The organism is Sphingomonas sp. Root710 (assembly GCF_001429065.1).
Lineage (GTDB): Bacteria > Pseudomonadota > Alphaproteobacteria > Sphingomonadales > Sphingomonadaceae > Rhizorhabdus.
On the sequence record NZ_LMIB01000016.1, the window covers coordinates 318284 to 330782 of the forward strand.

Consider the following 12499-nt stretch of genomic DNA (forward strand, 5'->3'; position numbering starts at 1 on the left):
ATACTCGGCCCGCGATGGCGGCAAGGCGGTGCAGGAGTCAAGCGCCCGGCCGGAAAAGGCCGATATTGGAGTATGTTATTCCGAGCGCGCGGGGCCATCAGGATCGGCATGGGGCCCGGGCCGGGCTTGTCCGAAATCACCGATCAGTGGGTGACAGGCTCCTCCCCCGCCGCAGCCCCAACTCCTGGGCCCCGGCGCAGCAGGAGCAGCGCGGCCAGGCCGAGCAGGGCGAGACCGGCGGCGAGGATGGCGATGGCGCGGCCGATGGGGGCGGGCGTGCGGCCCTGGGTGATGACCAGATAATCGCTGGCCAGCCGCGCGCCGAGCGCGCCGCGCACCCCCTTCTGATCGGTGCGGTCGATCGTCAGCGGGCTCTCGACCATGCCTTCGACGACATGCTCGGCGTCGAGCAGCGCGGCGTTCTCGGCCAGCAGTTGCGGTTCGTCGGCGGCGCGGGACAGGATGGCGTTGACGCGGTCGGCGAGCGCCTGATCCTCGAGATGGACGAGCAGCTTCGCGGGCGCTTCGTCGCTGCCCGGCGTACCGGCGGGATGGACGCGGACATAGACATCGGGAAGCGTCGCGCCCGTCACCCCCTGCAAGGTGACGGCGTCGATCAGGCTATAGCGCGCGTCGGTCACCCGGTACCAGCCGAAGGCGGGCTGCTCCTCGACGAGGCTGGCGAGGGCTATGTCCTTCTTCTCGCCAGCGACCTTCGCTTCATAGAGAGCGTGTCCGCCGAATATCGTAGGCCCCAGGCCGACGATCAGCGGAATCCAACCCAGCCGCATGCGATATTCCCCTTAGTCCCCTGCCGACCACCTTGGCGGGGCACATCGCGCCGGGCGAGGCCGGTTTGATCGGAAATGGATCAGATGGGCGGGGTGTAGTATCGTGTCCACCGAATTGCGGGCGAGATCGCTATTGACCGAGACGCCAACCTGCATTGTATCTTCTAGCCAGCCGATATGAGATTTGTTGTATGGCGAGAGAAAAGCAAAGCGGAGCTACTTTAGTTCGTGCTCGCGGCTTTGATCTTCTGCGCCAAGTATACGATGAGTTATACACACACTTATCCGACGATTTTTCACCAGCTGAACTACTAAAGGCTGCACAGACATTAATCGATGTGACGAACGAGGAGTATAGCAATCAAACCTACCAAGACGGAAGAACGAACCCTGGATATTTTTCGTACGACGTCGACAGGATGATTTTGGATAGGAGCTGGTGGGCACTCGAAAACGAAAGCATCAATGACGACCTCGGCGATGAAAGATTCTATATGGATTTCAAAGCTGTATATTGCTTGCGCCAATATTATAATCCGGAAAGATATTTGCACAGAGGATAAGGTGTGCCGAATTTTCAACCTGCGCTAGCGCTTCGGGAGCATATGCTTGAGGGCCATCGTGTTTCTCTTCTTGAAGCTATTCTTGTGTTTGGAGTCCAGAGTCTAAATGCGGAATTAGCTCGGCTAAAGAAGGACGGGTTTTTGATAAAGTCTGAGCGTGTTTCGATGGCAAAAGTTCTACGAAGAACTAACGAGATGGCACAGTGCCAACCTCCCGCAGAACTACCTTTCAAAGAGATCGTTATGACGGAATACTGGATAAGCCGCTGAATAGGCTCTTTAATTGGCGACAGCGCAAGATATTGCAGATTCTTGCTGGCAACATGTGCCAGCGCTGCGGTGTTCCACTCACCAGCTCATTCCATGCCGACCACGTTCAGGCATTTTCCAAAGGTGGCTGGACCATCACCCGCAATGGCCAAGCGTTGTGCGCGAAGTGCAATCTAGCGAAGGGAGCTACAAGTGAGTGAAATCATGCTTCGTGCGTGGCAGAGCGCTGCCACAGCTAAGGCCCTTCGATGGCTTACCGAAATCAAGAGCGATCGGCATTTTCTTATTAATGCAGCGCCTGGTGCTGGTAAGACGATCTGTGCATCCGTCATCGCAAAGCGTTTGCTTGAGATGGATGAAATCGATCGGGTAATTGTGATCGCGCCTCGCGCGGAGGTGGTGAAGCAATGGGGGGAGGAGTTCAAGTTCGTTACGGGGCGCCACATGACCAAAGTTACGGGAGCCGACGGCGACGTTAGCGATTTCGGTTTGGACCTCTGTGCGACCTGGGCTGCGATACAAAGTTTGCAGGATGCCTTCCAGCTAGTTTGCCACCGAAGCCGGACTCTAGTGATCTGTGATGAGCATCATCATGCGGCGGTTGAGGCAGCGTGGGGTGCAAAGGCCGACGGCGCGTTCCAGGACGCCAAATTTGTCCTCGTCTTAACAGGTACGCCCATTCGCTCAGATGGCCAGGAAACCGTTTGGTTTGCATTCGATGATGAAGGGAGGATTGATCATCCAGAGCCGGGCACCTTCACGCTCGGCTATGGCGAGGCTGTCGAGCTCAATTACTGCCGGCCAATAACATTTCACCGCCATGAAGGCCGGTTCTCCGTAAAATTGTCCGAAGGAGAAGAAGTGGCGGTTTCTGGCACGCGTTCACCGGAACTGGATCCATCACTAAGAAGAGTAAAAGGCCTTCAGCAGGCGTTGGATTATTATCGTTTGGTCTGCACACCGAAGTACCTACCAGACGGGACTACGCCGGATGTAAATTCCTATCAGGGCACGATGCTGGATTGGGGGATCTCAAAGCTCGACGATCTCCGTGAAACCGTGCCTCAGGCGGGAGGTCTCGTCATAGCACCGAGTATTGGCGTTGCTGAATATATGGCAGAACTCTTGGAAAAGCTGGACGGCGAAAAGCCCATGTTAGTCCATAGCCAAATGCCAAATGCCGAATCTCGCATCTCCTCATTCAAAAATTCAAATCGCAGATGGATCGTTTCGGTGGCCATGATTTCTGAAGGCGTCGATATCAAACGCCTTCGGTTGCTGATTTACCTCCCAACCGCGAAGACCGAATTGGCATTTCGACAGGCCATGGGCCGGGTGGTTCGAACGCTTGGTCCAGACGATTATTCTCGCGCCTACGTGGTGATGCCCACGCTAAATATTCTTGAGGAGTACGCACGCAGGGTTGAGCGCGAAATGGGCTCTGCGGCATCAAAGCAAGAAACCAAGACAACAAAAATTTGCGGGACATGCGGTAGCGAAAATGATCGAGCCGCTATCAATTGTGCTTCATGCGGGGCCGATTTTCCCGCTCGTCGCCAACGGTTTAAGACGTGCGACACCTGCGAAGGCCAAAGCCCAGTATCGGCCAAGGAGTGCCAGCACTGTGGCCAATCCTTCAAGGCCGACTATGTAATCACACTAAACGAAGCGCTGAGAATGGGCGCGATCGTGCGAGGCATGGACCTTGACGAGGACGAAGTTCAGGATGCCGAGAAGAATAAGAAGAAAATTCTTCGGGATCTGCTCGGTAGTGGTGACGACGCCATCATAAGATTGGTCCAGCAACTCCCCGAAGAGTCCTATGGAAGGCTAAGGAAAATTCTTAATCCAGAGTGATACTACTCGGCCGCCTGAGCCCTCCGTGCACCCCGTTCCACCAGCGGCTTGAGATATTGTCCCGTGTAGGACCGGGGTTCTTTGGCAATTTGCTCGGGCGTCCCCTCCGCGACAATCTCGCCCCCGCGCACGCCGCCCTCAGGCCCCAGGTCGATCACCCAGTCCGCCGTCTTGATCACCTCAAGATTATGCTCGATCACCACCACAGTATTCCCCTGCTCGACCAGCGCATGGAGGACTTCGAGCAGTTTGCGGACGTCCTCGAAGTGCAGGCCGGTGGTCGGTTCGTCGAGGATGTAGAGGGTGTTGCCGGTCGCCCGTCGTGACAGTTCCTTGGCGAGTTTGACGCGCTGGGCTTCGCCGCCGCTGAGGGTGGTCGCCTGCTGGCCGACCTTGACATAGCCGAGGCCGACTTCGGCCAGCATCGCCATCTTGTCGCGGATCGGAGGGACGGCCTTGAAGAACTCGACCGCGTCTTCGACGGTCATGTCGAGGACGTCGGCGATGCTCTTGTCCTTGAACTTCACTTCCAGCGTCTCGCGGTTGTAGCGCTTGCCGTGGCAGACGTCGCAGGTGACGTAGACGTCGGGCAGGAAGTGCATCTCGATCTTGAGCAGGCCGTCGCCGGTGCAGGCTTCGCAGCGGCCGCCCTTGACGTTGAAGCTGAAGCGGCCCGGCTTGTAGCCGCGCGCCTGGCTTTCGGGGAGGCCGGCGAACCAGTCGCGGATGTTGGTGAAGGCGCCGGTATAGGTGGCCGGGTTCGAGCGCGGGGTGCGGCCGATCGGCGACTGATCGATGTCGATCACCTTGTCGCAATATTCGAAGCCGGTGACCTTGTCGTGCGCGCCCGCGATCACCCGCGCGCCGTTCAAGGAGCGCGCGGCGGCGGCGTAGAGCGTGTCGATCGTGAAGCTCGACTTGCCCGAGCCCGATACGCCGGTGATGCAGGTGAAGGTGCCAAGCGGGATCGCCGCGCTGACATTCTTGAGATTGTTCGCGCGCGCGCCGTGGACGGTGACCTTCTTGCCATTGCCCTTGCGGCGCTTCTTCGGGACATCGACCATGCGGCGGCCCGAGAGATAGTCGCCGGTCAGGCTGCCCTCATGGGCGAGGATGTCGTCGAGCGTGCCCTGCGCCACCACTTCGCCGCCATGGACGCCCGCGCCGGGGCCCATATCGAGGATATAGTCGGCGGTGCGGATCGCGTCCTCGTCATGCTCGACGACGATCACGGTGTTGCCGAGATCGCGGAGGCGGCGGAGGGTGACGAGGAGACGGTCATTATCGCGCTGGTGGAGGCCGATCGAGGGCTCGTCGAGGACGTAGAGGACGCCCGACAGGCCCGAGCCGATCTGCGACGCGAGGCGGATGCGCTGGCTCTCGCCGCCCGACAGCGTGCCGCTGGTGCGATCGAGGTTGAGATAGTCGAGCCCGACATTGTCGAGGAAGCCGAGCCGTTCGACGATCTCCTTGAGGATGCGTTCGGCGATGGCGTTTTGCTGGGCGTTGAGATGCTGCGGCATCTCCCGGAAGAATTTGAGCGCGGGGCCGACCGCGCGGCGGGTGGACATGCTGATATCCTCGCCGGCGATCTTGACCGCCAGCGCCTCGGGCTTGAGGCGCGCGCCATGGCAGACCTCGCACGGGGCCGCGCTCTGATATTTGCTCAGCTCCTCGCGCATCCAGGCGCTCTCGGTCGACAGCATGCGCCGGTCGAGATTGTGGATGACGCCTTCGAACGGCTTCTGCACGTCGTAGCTCTTGCGGCCGTCGACGAAGGTGAGTGTGATGGTGCGGCCCTTGGTGCCGTAGAGGATGACGTCGGCGATCTCGTCGGGCAGCTCGGCCCAGGGCGTGTCGAGCTTGAAGTTGTAGGCGCGGGCGACCGAACTCAGCACCTGCATATAATAGGGGCTGGGCGGGTTGGACTTGGCCCAGGGCACGACCGCGCCCTGCTTGATCGACAGCGCCTCGTTGGGAACGACGAGCTGCGGATCGAAATAGAGCTTCTCGCCGAGGCCGTCGCAGGCGGGGCAGGCGCCCTGCGGCGCGTTGAACGAGAAGAGGCGGGGCTCGATCTCGGCGATGGTGAAGCCGGAGACCGGGCAGGCGAATTTTTCGGAGAAGGTGATGCGGTTGGCGGGGACGCCGGCATTCTTCATCTTGCCGCCGTCAGCGAGCGCTTCGGCGAACTGGAATGTCGCGGGGGCTTCGTGGACGCCGCCGGCCCCTCCACCAGCCTGCGGCTGGTCCCCCTCCCCGTTCCGGGGAGGAACTTGGGCGGCCACCTCCGCTACCGTCGTGTCGACCAGATCGGCATAGGCCAGGCCTTCGGCGAGGCGCAGCGCGGTTTCGAGGCTCTGGGCGAGGCGGGTCTCGATGCCCTCGCGGACGACGAGGCGGTCGACCACCACCTCGATGTCATGCTTGTACTTCTTGTCGAGCGCGGGGGCGGCGTCGATCTCGTACATCTCGCCGTCGATGCGGATGCGGGTGAAGCCGTTGCGCTGCCACTCGGCGATTTCCTTGCGATATTCGCCCTTGCGGCCGCGCACGACCGGGGCGAGCAGCAGGAAGCGAGTGCCCTCCGGCAGCAGCATCAGCCGGTCGACCATCTGGCTGACCGTCTGCGCGCTGATCGGCAGGCCGGTGGCGGGCGAATAGGGGATGCCGACGCGCGCCCAGAGCAGGCGCATATAGTCGTAGATCTCGGTGACGGTCGCGACGGTCGAGCGCGGGTTGCGGCTGGTCGTCTTCTGTTCGATCGAGATGGCGGGGCTGAGCCCCTCGATATGATCGACGTCGGGCTTCTGCATCAGCTCGAGGAACTGGCGCGCATAGGCGGAGAGCGATTCGACGTAGCGGCGCTGCCCCTCGGCATAGATGGTGTCGAAGGCGAGGCTGGACTTGCCCGATCCGGACAGGCCGGTGATGACGATCAGCTTCTCGCGCGGGAGATCGACGTCGACGCCCTTGAGGTTGTGTTCGCGCGCACCGCGCACGCTAATGTGGGTCAGCATGTCTCAGATGTTCCAGATTTGTTCACGGTGCGCAAGAGGCCGTGCGGGGACCGGCCATGTACGTCGCGACAATCTGGGGCGTGGGGCGATGATTCTCAAGGGCGGATGGACTCCGCCCCTCCTCAATCGCCGCGGGTGGCGCCGGGTTTCCAGAGGATGTCGCCCGCGCCGGCGATGTTGACGTAGCGCGAGAGCACGAAGAGGTGGTCCGACAGCCGGTTGATATAGGCCATGCCGACCGGATTGAGGCCGGCTTCGGCATTGGCGGCGACCGCCGAGCGCTCGGCGCGGCGGCAGATCGCGCGGGCGAGGTGGATCGCCGCGGCGGCGGGACTGCCGCCCGGCAGGATGAAGCTGCGCAGCGGCTCGAGCCGTTCGTTCATCTTGTCGATCTCGCGCTCGAGCCGTTCGACCTGCGCCGGGATCATGCGCAGCGCCATTTCCGACGGTTGGTAATCGGGGCCCGGGGTGGCGAAGTCGGCACCGAGATCGAACAGCTCGTTCTGCACCCGGCCGAGCATGTCGCGCTGGGGCGGCAGCAGCGGGTGGGTGAGTGCGACGCCGATCGCCGAATTGAGCTCGTCGACATCGCCGATCGCGGCCATGCGCGGCGCGGACTTCGCCACGCGCGAGCCGTCGACGAGGCCGGTCTCCCCCGCGTCGCCGGTGCGGGTGTAGATTTTATTTAAACGAACCATTGGGGTCGGTTCGCCTCAACCACCCCGGCTCATCATCAGGAGCAGGATGACGAGGATGATCGCGAGCGCCTGGAACGCGATGCGCATCCGCATCGCCTTGTTCTGCTTGAGCCCCGACTGGCTGACCCCGCCGCCCTTCAGGTCGGCCTCGGTCGTGCGGAGGAAGACGATGATCCCGCGCACCAGCGCCACCACGGTCGCGACCATGGCGGCGAGGATCAGGAAGAAGAAGATGGTGTTGCCGGTCATGCGCGCCGGTGTAGCGCGATGGCGGGGCGAGGTGAACTAAATATCGCCATGCTCATAGCCGAGCCGGGCGGGCAGCGGGACCGCGCCGTCGTGGTCGTGGAGGTGGACGCCCGCGCCTGCTTCGAACCCGCCGATCTCGACCGCGATCGCGGCGGCGGCGTCGCGCGCCTCGGGCGGGACCGCGCAGAGCAGCTGATAGTCATCGCCCGCCGAGGCCGCCGCGAGGCGGGCGGCGCGTTCGTCGCCGAAGGTGCGCGCCTCGGCGGACAGCGGGACGGCGTCGAGATCGATATGGACCGCGAGGCCCGAGGCGGCGGCGATCCGCCCGGCGTCGATCAGCAGCCCGTCCGAGACGTCGGCCATCGCATGGGCGAGCGGCGCGAGGGCGCGGCCCTCGGCGAGGCGCGGCATCGGCAGGCGATAGGCCTTGAGCAGGCGGCGGGAGCCATCGAGCTCGCCGCGGGCGATGCGCAGGCCGAGGCCCGCATCACCGATCGGCCCGGTGACGAACAGCCGGTCGCCGGCCCGCGCGCCGCGCCGGTCGGGCGCGCCGCCGGGCGCGGTCTGGCCCAGCGCGGTGAGGCCGAGGACGCGCGAATCGCCCGGCGGCTGCGCGACGGTGTCGCCGCCGAGCAGCGGCACGCCGAAATGATCGAGCGCGCGGGCGAGGCCGGCGACGAACGCCTCGTCCCAATCGGGGCGGCCGGTGAGGCCATAGCCCATCAGCACGCCGATCGGCTCTGCCCCCTTGGCGGCGAGATCGGACAGGTTGACCGCGAGCAGCTTCCACGCGACATCGCCGGGCGGGTCGCCGGGCAGGAAGTGGACCCCCTCGACGATCATGTCATGGGTGAGGACGAGATCGCGGCCGAGCGGAGTGGGGATGACCGCCGCATCGTCGCGCAGATCGCGCGCGCCGGGGTGGCCGGCGATGGAGCGCAGCGCGTCGATCAAGCGGGTTTCGTCGGACATGCCCTCCCCTTATCGCTCCCGCTCGTCATGCTGAACTTGTTTCAGCATCCACCGTGCAAAGGGAGCGCGTTGGAGAGGTTGGAAGGGTTGCCGCAAGAGCCCGTGGGTTCGTCCAGGCGGCAGAGTGGATGCTGAAATAAATTCAGCATGACGATTAAAATGAGGGGCAGCGATTCGCGCTCTTGCCCGGTCGGGCTTCGACCTTGGTCGAATCGCGCCTGTGGATAACTCGCAGGTCATCGTGCGGTGAAAACAGTTCGCCGCGTCGGTGGATTTCGTTAACCTTTTGGCCTTCCCTCGCCGCGATGAGGCTGTCTATCACACAGCCACGGGATCGGGTGGGGTTTACCAGATGACGAAAACGATGCGCGCGATTGTTGGTTCCATGCTGCTTGCCTGCATGGTCGCGCCCACCGCCGCCAATGCCCAGATGATCCAGTGCGCGCCCTTCGCCCGCATGTTCTCCGGCATCCAGCTGTTCGGCGCCGCCGCGTCCTGGTGGAACCAGGCGGTCGGCAAATATCTGCGCGGCAACACCCCCGAAATCGGCGCGGTGATGGTGTTCAAGGCGATCGGATCGATGCGCTCTGGCCATGTCGCCACGGTCACCCAGGTGGTCAGCGACCGCGTCATCAAGATCACCCACGCCAACTGGTCGATCATCAACGGCCGCCGCGGCCAGGTCGAGCGTGACGTCACCGTTGTCGACGCCTCGCCCAATGGCGACTGGAGCAAGGTCAAGGTGTGGTTCGCGCCGATCGGCAAGGTCGGCAACACCGCCTATCCGGTCAACGGCTTCATCTACAAGGACGGCAAGAGCGTCGCCCCGGGCGAAGCCCAGGGCTGATTTTTGTAGCCTCAGGCGCCGGCGGTCGCATCCGCGACCTTGGCTTTCCTCCCCGTGCTACGCCCGGGTCCGGCGCGCGCTTCGCGCTTGCGGAGCCCTGACGGGCTCCGGACCCTCTCTCTCTCTCTCTCTCTCTCTCTCTCTCTCTCTCTCATCGTCATGCTGAACTTGTTTCAGCATCCACCGGGCCGCATGGGCGAAGCAACGAGTTCTTGCGGCAGCATCCCCGAGCTATCCTCTTCTCTTACGCCCGTGGTGGAGTGGATGCTGAAACAAGTTCAGCATGACGGGTGGGGGGGTAGGCGCGCTTCAATCCCAGTCGACGATCGTCCAGCCGCGCTTCTTCGCTTCGACGCGGAGGTCGTGGTGGGGGTTGGCGGCGACGGGTTCGTCGGCCCATTCGAGGACGGGGACGTCGGAGACATGGTCCGAATAGAACCAGATCCGGCACTGGCTGCGATCGAGCTTCTCCAGCCCCATCCACGCCTCGATCATCCGCAGCTTGGCGGGGCCGTAGCAATTCTCGCCGTCGACCTTGTGGCTGACATAATCGTCGAGGCCCTTGATCGCGGTGGTGGCGACGATGTCGTCCATGCCGAGCCTGGCGGCGATCGGCTCCACCCATAGCCGCGACGAAGCGGTGGCGAGGACGAGCCGGCGGCCCGCCGCGCGATTCTCCGCGAGGCTGACGAGGGCCTCCCTGCGGACGTTGTGGCGCATGATCTTCTCGGCGAAGCTTTCGGCGATCGGCGCGAGCTTTGCGACCGCGACGTTGCGGCCGATCAGCATCGCCTGGTTGAGCTCCTTCACCCTCTTGCGCTCGATCAGTTTCAGCACATAGGCGACCATGACCAGCGCCGCGAACGGCACGAAGACGAGCCGCCAAGGCGCGAGGCGCAGCGCGGCGTGGATCATGAACGGGGTGAAGGTGCCGGTCCGGGTGATCGTCCGGTCCATGTCGTAAATCGCGAGTTCGATCATATCGGCTAGCCCTTACGCAATTTCGGCGTGCGGAACAGAGGCTTTGATCTGATCCGCTCACGCGGATGTGCGGCGCACTGGCCGGCACCGCATGTTTCGGCGAAGCTGGAACCATCGAACGGAACATTCGCGGCTGGCACACATTTCATTTCGGATGCTTGCCGATCCCGCTCTTTTCGATCACTTCTTGCGCCGATGAACGCGCCCGCCGACTTCGAGTTCGATTCCGGAACGCTGCGCTTCTCCGGCGAGCTGACGCTTGCGCGGATCGGCGACCTGTCGAACCGGCTGTCGGCGCTGGGCGAGGCACCGTCGCAGGTCGATATCGGCGAGGTCGACAGGATCGACACGGTCGGCGCCTGGCTGGTCCACCGCATCGCCCGCGATCACAAGGCGAAGGTGGTCGGCGCCGACGAGGATGTCGCGCGGCTGCTCGAGCAGCTTGCCGACGCCGACAAGCCGCTGAAAATCCGCCCCGACAGCAGCCCGCCCTTCATCCGGGTGATGCGCGAGGTAGGCGACGCCACCGCCGCTGCGGGGCATTCGCTGATCGGCCTGCTCGGCTTTTTCGGGGCGACGCTGATCGGACTGTGGGGACTGATCACCCATCCGCGCCGCTTCCGTTTCAACGCGATGGCGCGCCAGTTCGAGGTCGTCGGCGTCAAGGCGCTGGGCATCATCGGGCTGATGAGCTTCCTGATCGGCATCGTCATCGCCCAGCAGGGCGCGGTGCAGCTGCGCCAGTTCGGCGCGGAGGTGTTCGCGATCAACCTGATCGGGCGGATCACGATCCGCGAGCTGGGCGTGCTGATGACCGCGATCATGGTCGCGGGCCGATCGGGCAGCGCCTTCGCCGCGCAGCTCGGTTCGATGAAGCTGGCCGAGGAGGTCGACGCGATGCGGATCATCGGCGTCTCGCCGATGGAGGCGCTGATCCTGCCGCGCGTCATCTCGACGATCGTGCTGATGCCGCTGCTCGGCTTCTATTCGGCGATAGTGGCGATCATCGGCGGCGGCATCTTCTGCTGGATCGACCTCGGCATCCCGCCGGTCACCTTCGTCCAGCGGCTACAGGAGGTGGTGCCGCTCACCGACCTATGGGTGGGGCTGCTCAAGGCCCCGGTGTTCGGGCTGATCATCGCGATGTCGGGCTGCTATCAGGGGATGCAGGTGGAGGGCAATGCCGAGGAGGTCGGCCTGCGCACCACGGCCTCGGTCGTCCAGGCGATCTTTCTGGTGATCGTCATCGACGCGGTGTTCGCGGTGTTCTTCTCGTCGATCGGGTGGATCTGATGGCGCGGTCCTCCTCCCATCATCGTCATTCCCGCGAAAGCGGGAATCCATGGACGGCGTCTCGCGGGAGCCTCTTGTCCATCCGGTCCGTGGATTCCCGCTTTCGCGGGAATGACGGGGAGGGCCGGCCCTGATGGCCCGGCTCAACATCGCCGACGGCGAGACGATCATCCATGTCGCGGGGCTGAAGAACGCCTTCGGCGAGCAGGTCGTCCATGACGGGCTCGACCTTGACGTGAAGCGCGGCGAGATTCTCGGCGTGGTCGGCGGATCGGGCACGGGCAAGTCGGTGCTGATGCGCTCGATCATCGGTCTCCAAAATCCGGTCCAGGGCGCGGTCGAGGTGTTCGGCGAGCCGATGATCGGCCGCGAGGAATATGAGGCCAAGCAGGTGCGCAAGCGCTGGGGCGTACTGTTCCAGGGCGGCGCGCTTTTCTCGACGTTGACCGTCGCCGAGAATGTCCAGGTGCCGATCCGCGAATATTATCCCCAGGTCGACGGCCAGCTGCTCGACGAGATCGCCGCCTATAAGGTGGCGATGACCGGCCTGCCGCCCGAAGCGGGGCCCAAATATCCGTCCGAGCTGTCGGGCGGCATGCGCAAGCGTGCCGGGCTGGCCCGCGCGCTGGCGCTCGATCCGCAGCTGCTGTTTCTCGACGAACCGACCGCCGGGCTCGACCCGATCGGCGCGGCGGCGTTCGACGAACTGATCAGCGCGCTGCAGAAGACGCTCGGCCTGACCGTCTTCCTGATCACCCACGACCTCGACACGCTCTATGCGATCTGCGACCGCGTCGCCGTGCTTGCCGACAAGCGCGTAATCGCGGTTGGAACGATCCCGGAATTATTGGCGTTGGACCATCCGTGGATACAGGAATATTTCAACGGGCCGCGCGGGCGGCAGGCATCGGACGCGGCGGACCGCGAGGCGGCGAAGGACAACCGGGGATGAAGAACT

The 12499-nt window shown here is 63.5% G+C and carries 12 protein-coding genes; 6 read left to right on the forward strand and 6 right to left on the reverse strand.

The window, feature by feature from the left end; translation table 11 throughout:
• Positions 1 to 143: 143 nt before the first annotated feature.
• Complete coding sequence (locus tag ASE00_RS18850; RefSeq protein WP_056383197.1) at positions 144 to 791, reverse strand: hypothetical protein; 648 nt, start codon at positions 789 to 791, stop codon at positions 144 to 146.
• Positions 792 to 982: 191 nt separating this feature from the next.
• On the opposite strand from ASE00_RS18850, the gene ASE00_RS23625 reads away from it, so the two are divergent.
• From ASE00_RS23625 to ASE00_RS18855, 3 genes are all read left to right on the forward strand, one after another.
• Positions 983 to 1354 (forward strand): hypothetical protein, encoded by a 372-nt coding sequence (locus ASE00_RS23625; RefSeq protein WP_156405510.1) that lies wholly within the window; start codon positions 983 to 985, stop codon positions 1352 to 1354.
• 323 nt (positions 1355 to 1677) lie between these two features.
• Positions 1678 to 1824, forward strand: coding sequence for an HNH endonuclease signature motif containing protein (locus ASE00_RS24520; protein WP_082594845.1), 147 nt, complete (start codon positions 1678 to 1680; stop codon positions 1822 to 1824).
• Positions 1817 to 3481 carry a DEAD/DEAH box helicase gene (locus tag ASE00_RS18855; RefSeq protein ID WP_200957969.1) on the forward strand — a complete coding sequence of 555 codons (1665 nt, stop codon included), beginning with the start codon at positions 1817 to 1819 and terminating at the stop codon, positions 3479 to 3481. Before ASE00_RS24520 ends, ASE00_RS18855 begins: the two co-directional genes overlap by 8 nt.
• A 2-nt stretch (positions 3482 to 3483) precedes the next feature.
• Here ASE00_RS18855 and uvrA read toward each other — a convergent pair whose 3' ends face one another.
• From uvrA to thiL, 4 genes are all read right to left on the reverse strand, one after another.
• Positions 3484 to 6501, reverse strand: a complete 3018-nt coding sequence (uvrA, locus tag ASE00_RS18860; protein WP_056383200.1) for an excinuclease ABC subunit UvrA — start codon at positions 6499 to 6501, stop codon at positions 3484 to 3486.
• A gap of 122 nt (positions 6502 to 6623) precedes the next feature.
• Positions 6624 to 7199, reverse strand: a complete 576-nt coding sequence (locus ASE00_RS18865; protein WP_056383202.1) for a cob(I)yrinic acid a,c-diamide adenosyltransferase — start codon at positions 7197 to 7199, stop codon at positions 6624 to 6626.
• A 15-nt stretch (positions 7200 to 7214) separates the two neighbouring features.
• Entirely contained in the window at positions 7215 to 7448 is a 234-nt protein-coding gene (locus ASE00_RS18870; RefSeq protein ID WP_056383204.1) for a twin transmembrane helix small protein, read from the reverse strand.
• 36 nt (positions 7449 to 7484) lie between these two features.
• Positions 7485 to 8420: a thiamine-phosphate kinase gene (gene thiL / locus ASE00_RS18875; protein WP_056383206.1), complete on the reverse strand. Its 936-nt coding sequence runs from the start codon at positions 8418 to 8420 to the stop codon at positions 7485 to 7487.
• A 364-nt stretch (positions 8421 to 8784) separates the two neighbouring features.
• On the opposite strand from thiL, the gene ASE00_RS18880 reads away from it, so the two are divergent.
• Complete coding sequence (locus ASE00_RS18880) at positions 8785 to 9267, forward strand: CHAP domain-containing protein (protein ID WP_235538741.1); 483 nt, start codon at positions 8785 to 8787, stop codon at positions 9265 to 9267.
• Between the two features lie 309 nt (positions 9268 to 9576).
• On the opposite strand, the gene ASE00_RS18885 is transcribed toward ASE00_RS18880, so the two are convergent.
• Positions 9577 to 10248, reverse strand: coding sequence for an HAD family hydrolase (locus tag ASE00_RS18885; protein ID WP_056383210.1), 672 nt, complete (start codon positions 10246 to 10248; stop codon positions 9577 to 9579).
• 195 nt (positions 10249 to 10443) lie between these two features.
• Between ASE00_RS18885 and ASE00_RS18890 the strand changes: the two genes are divergently transcribed.
• Both ASE00_RS18890 and ASE00_RS18895 read left to right on the forward strand, forming a co-directional pair.
• Positions 10444 to 11541 carry an ABC transporter permease gene (locus ASE00_RS18890; protein ID WP_056383211.1) on the forward strand — a complete coding sequence of 366 codons (1098 nt, stop codon included), beginning with the start codon at positions 10444 to 10446 and terminating at the stop codon, positions 11539 to 11541.
• A 133-nt stretch (positions 11542 to 11674) separates the two neighbouring features.
• Entirely contained in the window at positions 11675 to 12493 is an 819-nt protein-coding gene (locus tag ASE00_RS18895) for an ABC transporter ATP-binding protein (RefSeq protein ID WP_056383213.1), read from the forward strand.
• The last annotated feature ends 6 nt before the right edge of the window (positions 12494 to 12499 follow it).